The organism is Stenotrophomonas sp. CASM106 (assembly GCF_049384825.1).
Taxonomy (GTDB): domain Bacteria; phylum Pseudomonadota; class Gammaproteobacteria; order Xanthomonadales; family Xanthomonadaceae; genus Stenotrophomonas; species Stenotrophomonas muris.
Genome location: NZ_JBMRFS010000019.1, coordinates 1 through 19129 on the forward strand (window position 1 = coordinate 1; position 19129 = coordinate 19129).

At 67.4% G+C, this 19129-nt stretch carries 15 protein-coding genes and 1 pseudogene; 8 read left to right on the forward strand and 8 right to left on the reverse strand.

The features are described 5' to 3' along the window. Nucleotides 1–110: pseudogene (locus VG556_RS22075) on the forward strand (IS110 family transposase); the annotation flags it as partial. 555 nt (nt 111–665) lie between these two features. After that, nucleotides 666–1853 carry a mechanosensitive ion channel family protein gene (locus tag VG556_RS22080; RefSeq protein ID WP_219634425.1) on the forward strand — a complete coding sequence of 396 codons (1188 nt, stop codon included), beginning with the start codon at nt 666–668 and terminating at the stop codon, nt 1851–1853. A gap of 83 nt (nt 1854–1936) precedes the next feature. Here the strand turns inward: VG556_RS22080 and VG556_RS22085 are convergent, their stop codons facing one another. From VG556_RS22085 to typA, 3 genes are read right to left on the reverse strand one after another with little or no spacing between them, the layout of a single operon-like run. Continuing rightward, nucleotides 1937–3559 (reverse strand): amidase, encoded by a 1623-nt coding sequence (locus VG556_RS22085; protein WP_100449381.1) that lies wholly within the window; start codon nt 3557–3559, stop codon nt 1937–1939. A gap of 41 nt (nt 3560–3600) precedes the next feature. Continuing rightward, entirely contained in the window at nt 3601–4068 is a 468-nt protein-coding gene (locus VG556_RS22090; RefSeq protein ID WP_032955872.1) for a DUF2127 domain-containing protein, read from the reverse strand. 11 nt (nt 4069–4079) lie between these two features. Then, nucleotides 4080–5927 carry a translational GTPase TypA gene (gene typA, locus VG556_RS22095; protein WP_046429077.1) on the reverse strand — a complete coding sequence of 616 codons (1848 nt, stop codon included), beginning with the start codon at nt 5925–5927 and terminating at the stop codon, nt 4080–4082. A gap of 273 nt (nt 5928–6200) precedes the next feature. Between typA and VG556_RS22100 the strand changes: the two genes are divergently transcribed. The 6 genes from VG556_RS22100 (at nt 6201) to VG556_RS22125 (ending at nt 12965) form a co-directional block, all read left to right on the forward strand. Then, nucleotides 6201–6692 (forward strand): peptidylprolyl isomerase, encoded by a 492-nt coding sequence (locus VG556_RS22100; RefSeq protein ID WP_005408225.1) that lies wholly within the window; start codon nt 6201–6203, stop codon nt 6690–6692. A 118-nt stretch (nt 6693–6810) separates the two neighbouring features. Then, nucleotides 6811–7797: a malate dehydrogenase gene (locus VG556_RS22105; protein WP_004153634.1), complete on the forward strand. Its 987-nt coding sequence runs from the start codon at nt 6811–6813 to the stop codon at nt 7795–7797. 159 nt (nt 7798–7956) lie between these two features. Beyond that, nucleotides 7957–8571 carry an RluA family pseudouridine synthase gene (locus VG556_RS22110; protein ID WP_032955877.1) on the forward strand — a complete coding sequence of 205 codons (615 nt, stop codon included), beginning with the start codon at nt 7957–7959 and terminating at the stop codon, nt 8569–8571. Nucleotides 8572–9262: 691 nt separating this feature from the next. Continuing rightward, nucleotides 9263–11143 (forward strand): propionate--CoA ligase, encoded by a 1881-nt coding sequence (prpE, locus tag VG556_RS22115; protein WP_049406571.1) that lies wholly within the window; start codon nt 9263–9265, stop codon nt 11141–11143. Nucleotides 11144–11359: 216 nt separating this feature from the next. Further along, nucleotides 11360–11863, forward strand: coding sequence for a hypothetical protein (locus VG556_RS22120; protein WP_014646066.1), 504 nt, complete (start codon nt 11360–11362; stop codon nt 11861–11863). Nucleotides 11864–11909: 46 nt separating this feature from the next. Next, entirely contained in the window at nt 11910–12965 is a 1056-nt protein-coding gene (locus VG556_RS22125) for a suppressor of fused domain protein (RefSeq protein ID WP_049406569.1), read from the forward strand. 119 nt (nt 12966–13084) lie between these two features. Here VG556_RS22125 and VG556_RS22130 read toward each other — a convergent pair whose 3' ends face one another. From VG556_RS22130 to VG556_RS22150, 5 genes are all read right to left on the reverse strand, one after another. Continuing rightward, nucleotides 13085–13696 carry a glutathione S-transferase N-terminal domain-containing protein gene (locus tag VG556_RS22130; protein ID WP_014646068.1) on the reverse strand — a complete coding sequence of 204 codons (612 nt, stop codon included), beginning with the start codon at nt 13694–13696 and terminating at the stop codon, nt 13085–13087. A gap of 84 nt (nt 13697–13780) precedes the next feature. Further along, nucleotides 13781–14239, reverse strand: coding sequence for a cell wall hydrolase (locus VG556_RS22135; protein WP_004154513.1), 459 nt, complete (start codon nt 14237–14239; stop codon nt 13781–13783). A 297-nt stretch (nt 14240–14536) separates the two neighbouring features. After that, complete coding sequence (locus tag VG556_RS22140) at nt 14537–16567, reverse strand: NADPH-dependent 2,4-dienoyl-CoA reductase (RefSeq protein ID WP_100449382.1); 2031 nt, start codon at nt 16565–16567, stop codon at nt 14537–14539. A gap of 490 nt (nt 16568–17057) precedes the next feature. Next, on the reverse strand, nt 17058–17687 hold the full coding sequence (locus VG556_RS22145) for a YczE/YyaS/YitT family protein (protein ID WP_014646070.1): 630 nt from the start codon (nt 17685–17687) through the stop codon (nt 17058–17060). 195 nt (nt 17688–17882) lie between these two features. After that, on the reverse strand, nt 17883–18902 hold the full coding sequence (locus VG556_RS22150; RefSeq protein ID WP_032955885.1) for a zinc-binding alcohol dehydrogenase family protein: 1020 nt from the start codon (nt 18900–18902) through the stop codon (nt 17883–17885). Between the last annotated feature and the right edge of the window lie 227 nt (nt 18903–19129).

A 19129-nucleotide genomic window follows, 5' to 3' on the forward strand; every position in this document is an offset into this window, starting at 1 on the left:
AGGCCAAAGGCAAAGCGAGCAAGGTGGCGCTCGTGGCGGTCATGCGCAAAATGCTGGTGATCCTCAACGCCCGTAAGCGGGACGCCGAGGTGGCCCTCGGCTGCCCCTGACAAGACAGTTGCTACTGGTAACTGCGGCGATTGGCATGCGCGGCTGTTGGTAGGTGTCGACCGTTGGTCGACACGATTTTTCTGTCAGATTGCAGTATTCAAAATGGGCTCCGACTCCGTGCCGACCAACGGTCGGCACCCACCATCAGCAGCAGGTCCCGACAGATCCAGTTACGGGGCGTGAGCCGCATGGGCCCGAGGCATGCCTCGGGCGGGTTGGGCAGGACGCCCAACCCCGGTCTTGCCGTGTGCGCAGGAAAGCGCACACGAGCAAGCGGCGACCGAGCCTCCATGGGTGAGGGCGCTTTGCTCGCGAAGCACTGCTTCGCAAGCACCCGAACGCACAGCCGCCAGCGGCTGGGCCGGACCGCGGAGCGGGATTCACGGCGTCTCCCGCAACCGGCCCCACTCCGCCATCCCACAGGAAGCCCGCTTCTGCTTCGGCTGTTGCTGTTGAGGTTGCCGGCCAGCGGCCGGCACTACCGCAGGTGCAGGGCTGCAAGCCCTGCCGACCCACGCCCCGCTTACGAACGACTGACGTGGCGCTCATGCGCCATGCGCGAGTCTGTCCACTTGGCTGTTCGAGTGGAGGTGGCAACGGTGCACTGGCAAAGCGCACAGGCATACGCATGGCCGTTGGGATTGGCCGTAGTGGTGGGCGGCATCGGCGCGTGGCTGATCCTGTGGATCTACCATCGGCTGAAGGGGCGCGATCGTCGGCGCGCGCGTATCGGGCGTGTGCTCGGGCTGCCGATGGCCACCGCATGGCCGCTGCTGCTGTTGATCCCTGCATTGCAGGCCACGCCGCTGCAGGATCCCGTTCTGGGCAACCTGCAACGGGTGCTGCATATCGCGCTGACCGCGTGCTTCATCTGGCTGCTGGTGCGGGCGGTGGCGGCGGGCGAACGTGCCATCCTGCGCAGCCATCCCATCGATGTCTCCGACAACCTGGAAGCGCGCCGCATCCAGACCCAGACGCGGGTGCTCAGCCGTGTGCTGATGGGCGGCATCATCGTGCTGGGCGCATCGCTGGTGCTGCTGACCTTCCCGATGGTGCAGAAGATCGGCACCGCGCTGCTGGCCTCGGCGGGCCTGATCGGCCTGGTGGCGGGCATCGCCGCCAAGCCGGTGTTCGGCAACCTCATCGCCGGCCTGCAGATCGCAGTGACGCAGCCGATCCGGCTGGATGATGTGGTGATCGTCGAAGGCGAGTGGGGGCGCATCGAGGAGATCGGCAGCAGCTATGTGGTGGTGCGCATCTGGGATGAGCGGCGAATGGTGGTGCCGCTGACCTGGTTCATCGAGAACCCCTTCCAGAACTGGACGCGGCGCAGCGCCGACCTGCTCGGCACCGCGTTCCTGTGGCTGGACTATCGTGCCCCGGTGGCAGCGATCCGTGCCGAGCTGGAACGCATCTGCCGCGGTGAAGCGCTGTGGGATGGCCGGGTCTGCGTGACCCAGGTGACCGAGACCAGCGAGCGCGCGATCCAGGTGCGCCTGCTGGTCAGTGCGCGCAGCTCCGGTGATGCCTTCGATCTGCGCTGCCTGGTGCGCGAACGCATGCTCGATTTCCTCGCGCGCGAGCATCCGCAGTCGCTGCCGCAGGTGCGTGCGCGGCTGCAGCATGCAGACGAACTGGACATGCCGCGCGGTCCACGTGCGCGCACTGCGGATGTGCGTTCGCCGGGGGCTGAAGACGGTGAAGCGGCGATCGTGCCGGTAGAGCTGGAGCCCGAGCGGTAGCGCCGGCCGCTGGCCGGCGAGCTCGGTTCTGCCGGCCAGCGGCCGGCACTACCGCAAGCAGGATTTCGCGGCGTTACCGGAGCTCACGGCTCGCCGGCGTCGATCAGGGTGTCGGTGTCGAAGTGCGGCGGGCGTCGCGCGCGGGTGCGCTGTTCGTAGGCGTAGGCCATTTCGATCAGCTTCGGTTCGCTCCAGGCGGTGCCCATGAACAGCAGGCCGACCGGCAGGCTATTGATCTGGCCCATCGGCACGCTGAGGCTGGGATAGCCGGCGACGGCGGCGGCGCTGTAGCTCTCGCCGGGGAAGTCGTCGCCTTCGCTGCGGATCGGCCACGCCACACCGGTGGTCGGCGCCACCAGGGCATCGAGCTGGTGGGCGGCGAGGGCGGCGTCGATGCCTTCCGCGCCGGCCAGCCGGCGCGCATCGCTGCGTGCACGGATATAGGCGGGGTCGGCCAGGCCGGCGGTAGCGTCGGCCGCCACCAGCAGTTCCTGGCCGAACAGGCCCAGCTCCTGCTTGCTGTGCGCCTGGTTGAAGGCGATCAGGTCGGCCAGGCTGCGTAGTGGCGCGCGATGGGTGCTGAAGTAGCGCTCCAGCCCGGCCTTGAATTCGTACAGCAGCACCGTGCGTTCCGCCTCGGCCCAGGCGCCCTGGTTGGGCAGCTCCACCGGCACCACGAAGGCACCCGCCCGACGCAGCTCGGTGGCCGCCTGTTCGATCAGCGGCGGCATGCCGCGGTATTTCAGCAGCGGTGTCTGCAGCAGGCCGATGCGCTTGCCACGCAGGCCCTGCGGGTCCAGGCGCGCGGTGTAGTCGTACACCGCGCGGCCAGGCATGGTCGCCGTGGCCGGGTCGGCATCGTCGCGGCCGGCGATAGCGGTCAGCACGGCTGCAGCGTCGGCGACGCTGCGGGTCATCGGCCCTGCGGTGTCCTGGCTGAAGGAAATCGGGATGATGCCCTCGCGGCTGACCAGGCCGACGGTCGGCTTGAGGCCGACGATGCCATTGACCGCCGCAGGGCAGACGATGCTGCCGTCGGTTTCGGTGCCGATCGCCACGCTGGCCAGGTTGGCGGCGACCGCCACCGCGCTGCCGCTGCTGGAGCCGCAGGGCGAGTGGCTGAGGCGATAGGGATTGCGGGTCTGGCCGCCGCGCGCGCTCCAGCCGGACACCGAATCGTTGCCGCGGAAATTGGCCCACTCGCTGAGATTGGTCTTGCCCAGCACCACCGCGCCGGCGTCGCGCAGCCGGCGCACCAGGTAGGCGTCGTCCGGGCGGAACCCCTGCAGGGCCAGCGAGCCGGCGCTGGTGACCATCGGGGCGGCGTTGATGTTGTCCTTCAGCAGTACCGGAATGCCGTGCAGCGGGCCGCGCAGGCGTCCATCACGGCGCTCGCGGTCGCGCGCAGCGGCTTCCTTCAGTGCATCCGGGTTGAGCTCGATCACCGCGCGCAGGCGCGGCCCGGTGCGGTCCAGGGTGGCGATGCGCTGCAGGTAGGCCTGGGTCAGGGTGGTGCTGTCCAGCTCACCGGCGCTCATCCGCGCCTGCAGGTCGGTGACATCGGTTTCGGCGTACGGGAACGGCACGTTGCGGCTCGCGGGTTCGGCCGCATGCGCGCTGGACGCGGCCGGGCTGCAGCCAGCCGAAAGCAGCGCAGGCAGCGCGGCAAGCAGGCAGGTCAGCAGAGGCGGCAAGGACGGGCGCATGGGGCGGCTTGGTCGGCTCCAATCCCCAGTGTAGCCGGTGCTCAGCGGTGGCGCTTGCGCAGGTCGCGGGCGAGGACGTAGACCACGATCAGGTTGATCGCCAGGATCGTCCACGATGGCCAGCCGGGATGGCGGATGATCGCGAAGATGTCGAAAGGCAGGTACAGGGAGGCGGTCAGGCAGCCCAGCCAGGAGGCCCAGGCCTTGGCCCGCCACAGGCCCCAGGCTTCGACCAGGTGCAGCAGGCCGTAGCCGATCATCCCCGCCGCGGCCAGGTGCACCGCGTCGGGGCTGATCATGTGCAGCAGCGAGGGCAGGGTGCCATGGTCCGGATCCAGGCTGAAACGCCGGATCAGGACCATGATGCCGTGCCGCAGCGGCTGCGGTCCGAGCACTTCCAGCCCGGTGGCGGCCAACAGCGCCAGCATCGCCTTGCTCGCTTCGAGCAGGGCGATGACGTGGAGGCCCGGATGCCGGTGCGGATCCGGGTTGTAGCCGCTCTGGTCCACGGGGTGCTGGCTCAGCCGCCGCGCGAAGCCTTCTTGCGGTCGCTTTCGGTCAGGAACTTCTTGCGCAGACGGATCTCCTTGGGGGTGATCTCGACCAGCTCGTCGTCTTCGATGAAGTCCAGGGCCTGTTCCAGCGAGTACTTGATCGCCGGGGTCAGCTGGATCGCGTCGTCCTTGCCCGAAGCGCGCATGTTGGTCAGCGGCTTGGTCTTGATCGCGTTGACGGTCAGGTCGTTGTCCTTGGAGTGGATGCCGACCAGCTGGCCTTCATACACGTTGTCGCCTTCGGCAGCGAAGAGCTTGCCGCGCTCCTGCAGCGGACCCAGCGAGTAGGCGGGAGTGACGCCCGGCGCATTGGCGATCATCACGCCGTTGATGCGCTTGGCGATCGCACCCTGTTCCTTCGGACCGTAATGGTCGAACACGTGGAACAGCAGGCCCGAACCCTGGGTCAGGGTCTTGAACTCGTTCTGGAAACCGATCAGGCCACGGGCCGGGATCTGGTATTCCAGGCGCACACGGCCCTTGCCGTCCGGTTCCATGTTCTTCAGCTGGCCCTTGCGGGTACCCAGCTTTTCCATCACGCCGCCCTGGTGGATTTCTTCGATGTCCACCACCAGCTGCTCGATCGGCTCCATCATCTGGCCGTCGATTTCCTTGATGATCACTTCCGGGCGCGACACCGCCAGCTCGTAGCCTTCACGGCGCATGTTCTCGATCAGCACCGACAGGTGCAGTTCGCCGCGGCCGGAGACCAGGAACTTGTCGGCGTCTTCCAGCTGTTCGACCTTCAGTGCCACGTTGTGGACCTGCTCGCGGTCCAGGCGGTCCTTGATCTGGCGGCTGGTCAGGAACTTGCCACCGGACAGGTCCTTGTTGCCGGCGAACGGCGAGTTGTTGACCTGGAAGGTCATCGAGATGGTCGGCTCGTCGACGGTCAGCGCCGGCAGGGCTTCGGGGGTATCCGGGTGGCACAGGGTGTCGGAGATGGTCAGCTCCGGAATGCCGGAGATGGCCACGATGTCACCGGCCTCGGCCGTCTCCTGCTCGATGCGCTCCAGGCCCAGGAAGCCCAGCACCTGGGCGACCTTGCCGTTGCGCTTCTTGCCTTCACGGTCGATGACGGCGACCTGCATGTTCTTCTTCAGGGTGCCGCGCTGGATGCGGCCGATGCCGATCACGCCCACGAAGTTGTTGTAGTCCAGCTGGCTGATGCGCATCTGGAACGGGCCTTCCGGGTCCACCTCCGGACGCGGGGCGTGCTGCATGATCGCTTCGTACAGCGGGGTCATGTCGCCGTCGCGCACGGTGTCTTCCAGGCCGGCGTAGCCGTTCAGGGCCGAGGCGTAGACGATCGGGAAGTCCAGCTGCTCATTGGTGGCGCCGAGCTTGTCGAACAGGTCGAAGACCTGGTCGATCACCCATTCCGGACGCGCGCCCGGACGGTCGATCTTGTTGACCACGACGATCGGCTTGAAGCCCATCGCGAAGGCCTTCTGGGTGACGAAGCGGGTCTGCGGCATCGGGCCGTCCATCGCATCGACCAGGATCAGCACGGTGTCGACCATCGACAGCACGCGCTCGACCTCACCACCGAAGTCGGCGTGGCCGGGGGTGTCGACGATGTTGATCCGGTTCTTGATGCCGGTCTTCTTGTCTTCCCAGGTGATGGCGGTGTTCTTGGCCAGGATGGTGATGCCGCGTTCCTTTTCCTGGTCGTTGCTGTCCATCACGCGCTCGGCGAGGACGGTACGCTCGGACAGGGTGCCGGACTGCTTCAGCAGCTGGTCGACCAGGGTGGTCTTGCCATGGTCGACGTGGGCGACGATGGCGATGTTGCGAAGATTTTCGATGGACATACGAAAGGGGGCCAGTCGGCGCCGGATTTGGAAAAAGAAGTCCAACATTATACGTCGAACTTGACGATTCGCGAAAAGGTGGATTTCACGCCTGTCACGGGGCCCATTCAGCTGGGCATCCGCCGCCCCGGCCGGGGCCGCCAGGACCCGGCTGCGCGGCTCCCCGTCCGGGGGCTGAAGCGGGGCGCTTCACCAATGGTCGAAGCCGCCGCCGACACGAGGCGGGTGTAAACTAGGTGGCTAGACGCATTCCCCTTTGCATCAAGGATCTTCATGTCCCTCATCGCCACTTTCGACACCACCCAGGGCCCGATCAAGGTCGAGCTGTTCGCCGACAAGGCACCGCTGACCGTGGCCAACTTCGTGAACCTGGTCAAGCACGGCTTCTATGACGGCCTGATCTTCCACCGCGTTATCGCCGACTTCATGATCCAGGGCGGCTGCCCGCAGGGTCGTGGCACCGGCGGCCCGGGCTACAAGTTCGAAGACGAGAAGAATGGCGTGAAGCACGAGGTCGGCTCGCTGTCGATGGCCAACGCCGGCCCGAACACCAACGGCAGCCAGTTCTTCATCACCCACATCAAGACCGATTGGCTGGACGGCCGCCACACCGTCTTCGGCAAGGTCCTGGAAGGCCAGGCGATCGTCGATTCGGTCAAGCAGGGCGACGTGATCCATTCGATCACCCTGGAAGGCGACGTCGACGCCGTGCTGGCCGCCCAGGCCGACCGCGTCGCGGAGTGGAACAAGCACCTCGCCGCCTGATCCCCCTTCGAAACGGCCACCCACGGGTGGCCGTTTCCCTGTTCCCCGCCGCCCGCCAGGCCTGCGTGGCTCTGCCCGCGGCGTCCCATCAAACGCTTGCAAGCAAGAGGAAACCCCCATGAAAGCACCCGTTCGTGTTGCCGTGACCGGCGCCGCCGGCCAGATCGGTTATGCCCTGCTGTTCCGCATCGCCTCCGGCGAAATGCTGGGCAAGGACCAGCCGGTCATCCTGCAGCTGCTGGAACTGCCGGTCGACAAGGCCCAGGCCGCCCTGAAGGGCGTGATGATGGAGCTGGAAGACTGCGCCTTCCCGCTGCTGGCCGGCATGGTCGGCACCGATGATGCCGAAGTCGCGTTCAAGGATGCCGACATCGCCCTGCTGGTCGGCGCACGTCCGCGTGGCCCGGGCATGGAGCGCAAGGACCTGCTGCTGGAAAACGCCAAGATCTTCACCGCCCAGGGCGCGGCGCTGAACAAGGTCGCCAGCCGTGACGTGAAGGTGCTGGTGGTCGGCAACCCGGCCAACACCAATGCCTACATCGCCATGAAGTCGGCCCCGGACCTGAAGCCGGAAAACTTCACCGCCATGCTGCGCCTGGACCACAACCGCGCGCTGAGCCAGCTGTCGACCAAGCTCGGCAAGCCGGTCGGTGGCATGGAGAAGCTGGTCGTGTGGGGCAACCACAGCCCGACCATGTACCCGGACTACCGTTTCGCCACCGCCGATGGCGCGTCGATCGCCGATGCGATCAACGACCAGGAATGGAACGCCAACACCTTCATCCCGACCGTGGGCAAGCGCGGCGCGGCGATCATCGAAGCCCGTGGCTCGTCCTCGGCCGCTTCGGCCGCCAACGCTGCCATCGACCACGTGCGTGACTGGGTGCTGGGCAGCAACGGCAAGTGGGTCACCATGGGCGTGCCGTCCGACGGTTCCTACGGCATTCCGGAAGGCGTGATCTTCGGCTTCGCAGTGACCACCGAGAACGGCAAGTACACCCTGGTGAAGGATCTGCCGATCGACGACTTCAGCCAGAAGTACATCGACAAGACCCTGGCCGAGCTGGAAGAAGAGCGCGCCGGCGTCGCCCACCTGCTGGGCTGATGCAGGCGGTACCGGCTCGAGCCGGTACCTCTTTCATCAAGGTGGGTGTCGACCGCTGGTCGGTACATTCCCATCGAGGTAGGTACCGACCGTTGGTCGGTACGCAGAAACGGGGAAGCTTCGGCTTCCCCGTTTCTGTTTGGACGGATACGGAGCCGCATGATCCACCTGCATTACATCGACGACGCGCTGCTGGTGGCCGAGAAGCCGGCCGGCCTGCTGTCCGTGCCCGGCCGCGGCGCCGAGAACCAGGATTGCGTGGTCGCGCGCCTGCAGGCGCTGTACCCGGATGCGTTGACCGTGCACCGCCTGGACCAGGTGACCTCCGGCCTGCTGCTGCATGCGCGCGGCAAGGACATGCAGGTGGCGTTGTCGATGCAGTTCGAGCAGCGCCAGGTCGGCAAGCGTTATGAAGCGATCGTGGAGGGGCTGCTTGAAGGCGATGCCGGCGACGTGGACCTGCCACTGATCGTGGACTGGCCAAACCGGCCGAAGCAGATGATCGATCACGAACGCGGCAAGCCGGCGCTGACGCGCTGGCGCGTAATGGCGCGTGATGCCGAAGCGCAGCGCACGCGCGTGGCGCTGGAACCGGTTACTGGCCGCAGCCATCAACTGCGCCTGCACATGGCCAGTCTCGGCCATCCCATCGTTGGCGATGTGCTGTATGACGCCGCGCCTGCGCAGCGCGTGCATCTGCATGCGCGCAGCCTGCGGTTCACCCACCCGGTGACGGGCGAGGCACTCGCGTTCGAGTCCGCCACTCCGTTCTAGGGGTTCGGCAGGGCTTGCAGCCCTGCACCCGCAGAATCAACGTCAAAAGCGGGCTATCCGTGGGTTGGCGGGACGGTGTCGGTTGGCAGGACACGCCGTAAACCCCCCTCCGGGGGCCGGCCCAGCCGCTGGCGGCTGTGCGTTCGGGCGCTTGCAAAGCAGTGCTTCGCAAGCAAAGCGCCCTCACCCATGGGGGCTCGATGGCGCCATCCATGGCGCCAACGGTCCTGCCAACCCACACCGCCCCACCCCCGACAGATTCCTGCGGAGGTTGGTAACGGCTGTCGCTGTTGGTGTTGGTAGGTGTCGACCTTGGTCGACACGATTTTTCTGTCAGATATCGAATTGAATATTGAATCTGGGGATCCGGCCCCGTGTTCCGACAGATCGCGGAAGTCTGTCGAAGGCGGGGTGGGTCCGGTTGCGGGGGCGTGAGCCGCATGGATGCGGCGACCGAGCCTCCATGGACGGATTCACGGTGTCCCCCGCAACCGGACCCACCTCGCCATCCCACGGGAAACCCGCTGTTGCTTCGGCTGTTGCTTCTGAGGTTGCCGGCCAGCGGCCGGCACTACCGCGGGTGCAGGGCGCAGCCCTGCATGAAAACCCCACCCCCTACCAAGGTAGGGCGGCCCGCGCGGCAGCGCCGGACTATCCTCGAACCCATGACTTTGTCTGGGAGGGCTGCGTCATGAACTACGAGGAAACCTACCGTCGCTCGATCGACGAGCCGGAGGCCTTCTGGGGCGAGGAAGCCAAGCGCATCCATTGGCACAAACCGCCGCAGCAGGTACTCGACTACAGCAACCCGCCGTTCCGGCGCTGGTTTGTCGGCGGTGAAACCAATCTCTGCTACAACGCCGTCGACCGCCATCTGGCCGAGCGCGCCGACCAGCTCGCGCTGGTTGCCATTTCCACCGAGACCAGCAGCACCCGCGAGATCACCTATCGCCAGCTGTATCGGGAAGTGAACGACTTCGCTGCCGTGCTCAAGCACCTCGGCGTCGGTCACGGTGACCGTGTGGTGATCTACATGCCGAACATGGCCGAAGCCGTGTTCGCGATGCTGGCCTGCGCGCGCATCGGTGCGGTGCATTCGGTGGTGTTCGGTGGCTTCGCCGCGCACAACCTGGCGCTGCGCATCGACGATGCCAAGCCGAAGCTGCTGATCGCCGCCGATGCCGGCATGCGCGGTGGCAAGCTGATTCCGTACAAGCCGATGGTCGATGCAGCCTGCGCCGAAGCCACGTCGCCACCGCCGCACGTGCTGATCGTGTCGCGCGGACTGGATGCCGCCGAACCACGCGTGCCGGGCCGCGATGTGGAGTACGCCGCGCTGCGTGCGCAGATCGGTGAGGTCGACGTGCCGGTGCAGTGGCTGGAATCGAGCGAGCCGAGCTACCTGTTGTATACCTCGGGCACCACCGGCAAGCCGAAGGGCGTGCAGCGCGATGTCGGCGGCTACGCGGTGGCGATGGCACAGTCGATGGAAACCGTGTTCGACTGCAGGCCGGGGCAGGTGATGTTCTCCACTTCCGATGTCGGCTGGGCGGTAGGCCATTCCTACAATGTGTACGGCCCGCTGATCGGCGGCTGCACCTCGCTGCTGTACGAAGGGCTGCCGACCAACCCGGACCCGGGCATCTGGTGGGCGCTGTGCGAGCAGTACAACGTGCGCACGATGTTCTCGTCCCCCACTGCCATCCGCGTGCTGAAGAAGCACGATGCGGACTTCATCCATCGCCACGACCTGCGCGCGCTGAAATACCTGTTCCTGGCCGGCGAGCCGCTGGACGAACCGACCGCGCACTGGATCAGCGAAGCGCTCGGCAAGCCGATCATCGACAACTACTGGCAGACCGAGACCGGCTGGCCGGCGCTGACCCTGCTGCCGGGCCTGGAGATGAAGCCGGTGCGCTTCGGTTCGCCGGGCTTGCCCAACCTCGGCTACCGGATGAAGGTGATCGACGAGAACACCGGCGAGGAAGTCGCACCGGGGCAGAAGGGGGTGCTGGTGGTGTCGCCACCGTTGCCGCCGGGCTGCATGAGCACGGTGTGGAACGACGACAACCGTTTCCTGCAGAGCTACTTCAGCCACTTCAAGGAACTGCTGTACAGCTCGCTGGACTGGGCAATCCGCGACGACGATGGCTACACCTTCATCCTCGGCCGTACCGATGATGTGATCAACGTGGCCGGGCACCGGCTGGGCACGCGCGAGATCGAAGAGGCCATTTCGAGCCACCCGCGCGTGGCCGAGGCTGCCGTGATCGGGGTCAAGGACGAATTGAAGGGGCAGGTGCCGCTGGTGTTCGTCACCCTCAAGCAGGGCCTGGATGGCGAGGATCCGGCGCAAGTGGTGGCCGAGATGATGGCCACGGTGACCACCTCGCTCGGCGCAGTGGCCCGCCCGGCGCACGTGCACGTGGTCAACGCGCTGCCCAAGACCCGTTCGGGCAAGCTGCTGCGGCGCTCGTTGCAGGCGCTGGCCGAGCAGCGCGACCCGGGTGACCTGTCGACGCTGGACGACCCCGGCGCGCTGGAGGAGATCCGCCGGGCGCTGGGCCGTTGATCCGGTCGTGCCGGCCACTGGCCGGCACCCCCATCCACCCCGAGGTTGCCGGCCAGCGGCCGGCACTACCCGCAGTACTTGCGCTAAGCTCGGCCTGTCATCGACCTGCAATACGCGGCTCGCGCCGGGGAACGCGCGTGCCGTCCGGAGATGGCAACACAGGGGGGCGTGCCCGCGAGGGCGCGCCGGCATTGCGCATCGAGCGAGGGGGAGGCAATGGCATTGCTGCACGCCAAGACGGCTGCTGGCCGTCAGGAAATCGAAGACCGTAGCCGGCGCCTGCCGGCGGCACTGCGTTCGATCCTGCTGATGGTCGATGGCCATCGCAACGACACCGAACTGCGTGGCCTGTTCGAAGGCCTGCGGGCACCACCGGACGCGCTGGAGCAATTGTCAGCACAGGGCCTGATCGAAGTGATCGGCGGAAGCGCAGAGGTGGCGCCGGCGCGCGGCATCAGCACCGGGCGCGAACAGGACCCGGCGCTGTACCAGCAGTTGTACGACGCGATGAGCGAGGCGGTGCGCCGCCACCTGGGCCTGAAGGGCTACTTCATGCAGTTGAAGATCGAACGCTGCACCGATGCGCTGGCGCTGGAGCGCTTGTGCCCGGAGTTGCTGGCGGCGGTGGGCAAGGCGCGCAGCCCGGCATTGGCGCAGCGCTGGTGGCAGGAAACCCAGGCGGCGGTGCTGAACGCTGGCAGTGAGGTCGTGCAGGCCTGAGCCACCGCGTAAAGTGATCGGTTCACTTCCCTACAAGGAGTCCCGCGTGCAGGACGACCACGACGACACCGACACCCCAGGCTGGGACGCGATCAATGCGGCGCTGGCGCCGCTGTATGCCGGCCAGGAGCCGCGTCACTTCGGCACCGCGCTTCCGTACACGCTCGGTGGCCAGGATCCACTGGATGGCATCAGCGTGTACTGGGCGGATGCGCCGGTACCGCACTGGCATTACATCACCTACGGCTTCTCCGAGCTGTACGCCAAGGAGAGCAGTGATGCAGATGCCAGCGGTTATGGCTTCGAGCTGACCTTCCGTCTGGCTGCCGAGGCCGGTGAGAACGCCGGCAGCACCCCGCCGGTGTGGCCGATGAACCTGCTGCAGAACCTGGCGCGCTACGTGTTCGGCAGTGGCAACGTGTTCGAGGATGGCCATCACCTCAACGCCAACGGTCCGATCGCGCTGGAGACCGGCACGCGGCTGTGCCATCTGGCCTTCATTGCGGACCCGCAGTTGCCGGCGCGGGACACGGCCAACGGCCATCTGCAGTTCCTGCAGCTGGTCGGATTGACCGATGAGGAGATGGAGGCGGTCAAGCGCTGGTCGACGCGTGGCGTGCTGCAGGCGCTGCTGCCGGCGATGCCGCTGTGGATCAGCGATCTGCATCGCGACAACCTGCTGGAGGACCCGGCGCTGGCACAGCGGGTGCAGGCCGGCAGCGAACGCGAGGGTTCCAGCACCGGCATGCTGTTCATCGAGACCCTGGACTGGCGGCAGGAGGCGGGCGTCACCACGCTGGTGCTCGGCGCCGGTCAGGTCGCCAGCGTGTGCGAACTGTTGCCGCTGCGCCTGCGCCACGGCAAATCGCTGGAACTGGCCAGCCGCGAGCGGCAGTGGGAGTTCATCGCGCACGGGGGCGGTGAAGCGGCGGACGTATCCGCCGACAGCGCGCGCTGGTCACTGGACGAGGCGGGCCTGCAGGCCCTGGCAGGGGTGCGCGCCGAGCGCGGGGTTTACCCGGTGGCGGGGGCGCTGCGCATCGAAGTGGTGCCGACCTACCTGCGCGATGCCAAGGGGGAAGTGATCCGCCAGATCGGCTGATCGCGCGAATGATATCGAGGGGTCGGAGCCGCCTGCTGCGCAGGCGGATCCGACCCCGTCTGGTGGCCGGTGGGGTCAGATCCGTCCGCCACGCGAACGGCTCTGACCCCTGACCAAGGTCAGGCCAGGCCTTCGGCCTTCAGCGCGGCCTGCACGCCGGCATCGGCATCCATGCGTGCCTTGTAGGCGGCCAGATTGTCCAGGCCCGACAGGTCGACCTTGGTGCCGGCGGCCCAGCGCAGGGTGATGTAGAAGTACGGGTCGGCGAAGCTGCGGAAGCCGGCCAGCCAGGGCTTGTCGGCCAGCTGCCTGTCGGCGGTCTCGAACAGGCCACGCAGGCGCTTGTGCGCGGCGGCGCGGATCGCGTCGTACTGGCCTTCGTCGGCAATGAACTTGCCCGGCGCGAACAGCGGCGAGAAGGCCGGGTGCACGTCGGAATTGACGAACGCCAGCCAGCGGGTGGCTTCGGCGCGCTGGCGCGGGCTGCCGTCACCGCCGAGGCCGGCCTGCGGGAAGCTGTCGGCGATATAGCCCATGATCGCGGCGTTCTGCAGCAGCACGAAGTCGCCGTCGACCAGCGCGGGCACCGCACCGGCCGGATTGATCTTGAGGAATTCCGGACCCTTCAGGGTGTCCTTGTTCAGCAGTTCAACCTCGAACGGCTGGCCGGTCCACTGCAGGGCGATGTGGTCGGCGGTGGAACAGGCACCGGGCTTGCTGTACAGCTTCATGGGAACTCCAGGTGATGCGGGCGGGAAACGCCCACTATCCCAGAGCCTGCCGGCAGGCGGCAACGCTGCCGCCGGCACGGATCGTTACGACTGCCGCGGCTTGAGGTTCTGCACCTTATAGAAGGTGTGATCGCCGATGGTGGCCACCTGGTAGGCATTGCGCCAGTTCGGGCTGGCGATGGACAGCGCGGCGAAGTGGCTGGCACCGGGCACGATCTCGCGGCGCTCGCCGGCCGGCAGCGCCCAGTTGCGCTCGGCGTCGAAGGCCACGTTCATTGCCTCGCTCCAGGCCGCGTCGTTGCCCAACTGGGTGCCGGGGGAGACGATGGTCGGTGCGAACTGCTTGCGCGCGGTGACCACCTGGCACATCGAGTCGCCCCACAGGCCACTGTCGAGACGGCGCAGTGCGACCTCGGCGACGGCCTGCTGGCCGCGCAGGGTCTGGTCGCGGGCTTCCAGGTAAACGGTGGTGCTCAAACACAGTGAATCAGCGGCCGGCTGCGGCAACAACTGCGACAGCCAGAGAATCCAGGCCAGTTTCATATAACTCCTTGCTCCGTATGGGCCGCACTTTCCGGTTCCGGCCGCAGGGCGACAGGAGGCGGGGTACGACTTGGCGTCATGGGGAGGCGGCCATCGGGGCCGCCCCGTTGGGCAGCCCCAAAAGAAACGACCAGTACCGATCGTGGGGCTGCGCCGGCTCACCGGAAACTGGCTGGTGAGCGGAAAGATGGCGCAAGGTAGGGGGGCGTAGCCGAACGCATCGTGAACCGCTCGGCTTGACATTCAGGTTCAATGAGGGTGACGGAAATCACATTCCGCCCCCCATTCAGGCGCTCATCAGAGCCCGGCGGCAACCCGGCTGCCCTGGTCGATGGCGCGCTTGGCGTCGAGTTCTGCGGCCACGTCGGCACCGCCGATCAGCTGCGCGTTGATGCCGGCCGCCTGCAGTTCGGCCTGCAGCGCGCGGTTCGGTTCCTGCCCGGCGCAGATCACCACATGGTCGACCGGCAGCAGCTGTTCGCTGCCGTCCACGCGGATGCGCAGGCCCGCGTCGTCCACGCCGAGGTACTCGACGCCACCGAGCATGCGCACGCCCTTGGCCTTCAGCGTGGCGCGATGGATCCAGCCGGTGGTCTTGCCCAGGCGCGCGCCGGGCTTGCCCGGGCTGCGCTGCAGCAGCCACAGCCGGCGCGGCGAGGTTTCAACCTCCGGCCTGGCCAGTGAGCCGCGGGCCTCGAAGGTGCTGTCCACGCCCCATTCGGCCATCCAGCGCTGCGGGTCGAGGGAGGGGGACTCGCCGGCGTGGCTGAGGAATTCGCCGACATCGAAGCCGATGCCGCCGGCGCCGATGATCGCCGCACTGGCGCCCACTTCGACCCGGCCCAGCAGCACGTCCAGGTAGCTGACCACCTTGGCGTGATCGGCACCGGGGAAATCGACCTTGCGCGGGGTGATGCCGGTGGCCAGCACCACCTCGTCGAAGCCGGTCAGCTGGGCGGCATCGGCGCGGGTGCCGAGGCGCAGCTGCACACCGGTTTCGGCCAGTTTGTGGCGGAAGTAGCGCAGGGTCTCGTGGAACTCTTCCTTGCCGGGGATGCGCTTGGCCACGTTGAACTGGCCGCCGATCTCATCATTGGCGTCGAACAGGGTGACCTGGTGGCCACGCTGGGCAGCGACGGTGGCACAGGCCAGGCCGGCGGGGCCGGCACCGACCACCGCAACCTTCTTCGGCGCAGCGGTGGGGCGATAGACCAGCTCGGTCTCGTGCGCGGCGCGCGGATTGACCAGGCAGCTGGCCAGCTTGTTCTCGAACACGTGGTCCAGGCAGGCCTGGTTGCAGGCGATGCAGGTGTTGATCGCCTCCGCGCGGCCGGCACGGGCCTTGTTCGGCCACTGCGGGTCGGCCAGCAGCGGGCGCGCCAGCGACACCATGTCGGCGCCGCCATTGGCGAGGATGCGCTCGGCGACGTCGGGCATGTTGATGCGGTTGGTCGCCACCAGCGGCACCTTCACATGCGGCTTGAGCTTGGCGGTGACCCCGACGAAGGCAGCACGCGGCACCGAGGTGGCGATGGTCGGAATGCGCGCTTCGTGCCAGCCGATGCCGGAATTGATGATCGTTGCGCCGGCCGCCTCGATGGCCTGCGCCTGCTGCACGATTTCTTCCCAGCTGCTGCCGTCGTCGACCAGATCCACCAGCGACAGGCGATAGATGATGATGAAGTCCGGGCCGCAGGCCTCGCGGATGCGGCGTACGATCTCGACCGCGAAGCGCATGCGTTGGCGCGCGTCGCCGCCCCAGGCATCGGTGCGCTTGTTGGTGCGCGGGGCGATGAATTCGTTGATGAGGTAGCCCTCCGAACCCATCACTTCCACGCCGTCGTAGCCGGCCTCGCGGGCCAGCTTGGCGCTGCGTGCGTAATCGGCGATATGCCGGTCGACGCCGCTGGCCGACAACGCGCGCGGGGTGAACGGGTTGATCGGTGCCTTCAGCTTCGACGGTGCCACCGACAACGGGTGATAGGCGTAACGGCCTGCATGCAGCAGCTGCAGGCAGATCTTCGCGCCGTGCTGGTGCGCGGCGGCGGTGAGCTGGCGGTGCGGCCGCACTTCCCAGGGCCAGGACAGCTTGCCGCCGAACGGCTTCAGCCAGCCGACCACATTCGGTGCGAAGCCGCCGGTGACGATCAGGCCGACGCCGCCCTCGGCGCGCTCGGCGAAGTAGGCCGCCAGCCGCGGGAAGTCGCGGGCGCGATCCTCCAGGCCGGTGTGCATCGAGCCCATCAATACGCGGTTGCGCAGTTGGGTGAAGCCCAGGTCCAGCGGGGCGAACAGATGGGGATAGGCGCTTTCGTTGGCTGGCGACATGGTCGATACGCTTGCGTACGGAAGCGCGAAGCGTGCCGCGAAACGGCGGCCGGGGCAAGGGCCGCTGGCCGGGTACGCTCGGCACATGCGTGCTGTCGCTCCCGCGTTTCGCTGCGCGAATCGCGGGCCCCACTTACCGGCCTCCACCCCCCGCGCCTGCGGCGCTGCCCCCGAACTCCGGGGGCGATAGTGCCGGCCGCTGGCCGGGTACGCTCGGCACATGCGTGCTGTCGCTCACGCGTTTCGCTGCGCGAATCGCGGGCCCCACTTACCGGCCTCCACCCCCCGCGCCTGCGGCGCTGCCCCCGAACTCCGGGGGCGGTAGTGCCGGCCGCTGGCCGGGTACGCTCGGCACATGCGTGCTGTCGCTCCCGCGTTTCGCTGCGCGAATCGCGGGCCCCACTTACCGGCCTCCACCCCCCGCGCCTGCGGCGCTGCCCCCGAACTCCGGGGGCGATAGTGCCGGCCGCTGGCCGGCATACGGGGCAGCTCAGGGCGATTGCGGCTGCCGGGCAGCGGCGGGTACGACCGGGGGGCGGCCGATCCCGAACCAGCCCAGCGTGACGCCGCACAGCGGGCCGATCAGCAGGGCGAAGGCGAGGGTGCCGAGGCCGACATTGCCGCCCAGCCACCAGCCCAGCAGCAATACGCTGCCTTCGATCAGGCTGCGCACCTTCCAGATCGGCCAACCGGTGCGGGCATGCAGGCCAGTCATCAAGCCATCGCGCGGTCCCGGGCCGAGGCGGGCGCCGATGTACAGGCCGGTGGCCAGCGCGACCAGCAGCATGCCTGCACAGAACATCGCCAGCTGCCAGCCCACGCCGATGGCCGGTGGCAGCAGCCACAACCCGAACTGTGCGGAGGGACCGATCAGCATCACGTTGAGCACCGTGCCGACGCCCGGCTTCTGGCGCAGTGGCCACCACAGCAACAGCACCAGTGCGCCGATGACATTGGTCGCCAGCCCGAAGGACAGCGGCGTCTGTGCGGCGATGCCCTGCGACAGCACGTCCCAGGGCGCCACGCCGATGGCGGCACGGATCATCAGCGAGGCACCGAAGCCATACAGGAACAGGCCGGTGATCAGTTGCAGCAGGCGCAGGGGCAGGGCGGTAGGCATGGTGGGCTCGGGGGAGAGGATATCTGTTTCCACCGTATCCCTGATTTCCTTGAGGCCATAGATACAGATCCCAGCCAATCCGCTGGTACAGGCCGCGCCGATCCTGCATGCGGGCGGTTGTGCAGGGCCGCGCCCGTGCTCTGCTGGTGGCGGCAGGCGTAGCAGCCTGGCGTGGGCTCGGCCTACATCACGGCGTCAGTCGTCCCAGCCCACCAGCGCCAGCTTGCCCACCGTGTGCCCGCTGGCCAGGCGCTGATGCGCGATGTCCAGGTTGGCCGCATTGATCGTGCCCAGCGTTTCACTGAGCGTGCCACGCAGCTGGCCGGCATCGATCATGCTGGCGGCGCGGCTGAGGATGCGATGCTGTTCGATGCAGTCGGCGGTGGCGAAGCGCGAGCGCGCGAACATGAACTCCCAGTGGATACCGATGCATTTGGCCTTGTACGGATCGCCGATGCGCAGTGCGCCACGCGGCTCCACGATCAGGCCGACATGGCCCTGTGGTGCCAGCAGCTGGCCCAGTTCGTCCCAGTAGTGATCGGTGTCGGCCAGGTTGAGCGCCACCTGCACTGCGTCGATGCCCAGTGCCTGCAGCTGGGGCTGCAGCGGCTGCCGATGGTCGATCACATGCGTGGCCCCCATCTGCCGGCACCAGTCGATCGAGGCCTCGCGCGAGGCGGTGGCGATCACCTCGAAGCCGGCATGGCGGGCCAGCTGGATCGCCATCGAGCCCACGCCTCCCGCACCGCCGATCACCAGCAGGTGCTGGCCGCCATGGCGGCGATCATCCAGGTGCAGCGGCATGCGCTGGAACAACAGCTCCCAGGCGGTCAGCGTGGTCAGGGGTAGTGCGGCGGCTTCGGCGAAATCGAGCGTGGTCGGCTTGCGGGCGACCAGGCGCTCGTCCACCCACTGGTACTGGGCGTTGCAGCCCGGCCGGGTAACGTCACCGGCGAAGTAGACCTCGTCACCAGAGGCGAACAGGCTGGCCTCGTCACCGATGGCTTCGACCACGCCGGCGGCGTCCCAGCCGAGCACCCGGGGAACCTCAAGGGTGGCCGGATCGGTAGCGGCCCGCTGCTTGCCATCGACGGGGTTGACCGATACCGCTTCGATCCGCACCAGCAGATCGCGGCCGCGAGGAGGCAGCGGCGGCGGCAGCAGGACATCACGCAGGGCAGGTGCGTATTCACGACTCAGGGCGACGGCTTTCATCACGGCTCCGGCTGGGTTCGTGATCCCATCATAAGGTTCCTCACGTTTCCGCAAACCTGCTGAACCGTGCGATGCAATGTGCTGCGCAGTATGTCGGTTTTCGCGCTTAAACCCCGTCAAACCCTTGCAGCGTGTGGGTCTTGCGGATTTTCATCATCCTGTATAGGGTTTCAACGTCGGACCGGTCGACGGTCGGGCGCAACACTTCACATGTTACGGGACTGTTA